The 363-nt window shown below is 57.9% G+C and carries 1 protein-coding gene; it reads right to left on the bottom strand.

The features are described from left to right. The coding region (rfbC, locus tag AC0L3U_RS38695; protein WP_473365008.1) for a dTDP-4-dehydrorhamnose 3,5-epimerase at positions 1 to 325 on the bottom strand (325 nt) is incomplete at its 3' end. Positions 326 to 363: the final 38 nt, after the last annotated feature.

Raw genomic sequence — 363 nt, 5'->3', positions numbered from 1 at the left:
GGCGATGATTCTGCGCCGATAATCGGACACCCACCCACTGGCCGAAGTGCGGTGAGCTGCGACGGATATCGACGGCAACATCCAGCACTTCGCCGTGAGTCACGCGCACCAGTTTGCCTTGAGTGTGTTCAAGCTGATAATGCAGCCCGCGCAGCACGCCTTTCTGTGAACGTGAGTGGTTGTCTTGCACGAAGTCACGCTTGAGTCCGGTGGCGGCTTCAAAAGCGCGCGCATTGAAGCTTTCGTAGAAAAAGCCGCGTTCATCACCGAATACTTTGGGCTCGAGAATCAGTACCCCGGGTGTGGGAGGGGGCTTGCCCCCGATAGCAGAGTGTCAGTCAGCCTATTTCCAGCTGACCCACC

The sequence above is a fragment of the Bradyrhizobium sp. Kon69 genome, assembly GCF_055807515.1.
The sequence above is the reverse complement of the archived record's forward strand: the minus strand, read 5'-3'. Positions and strand labels throughout refer to the sequence as shown.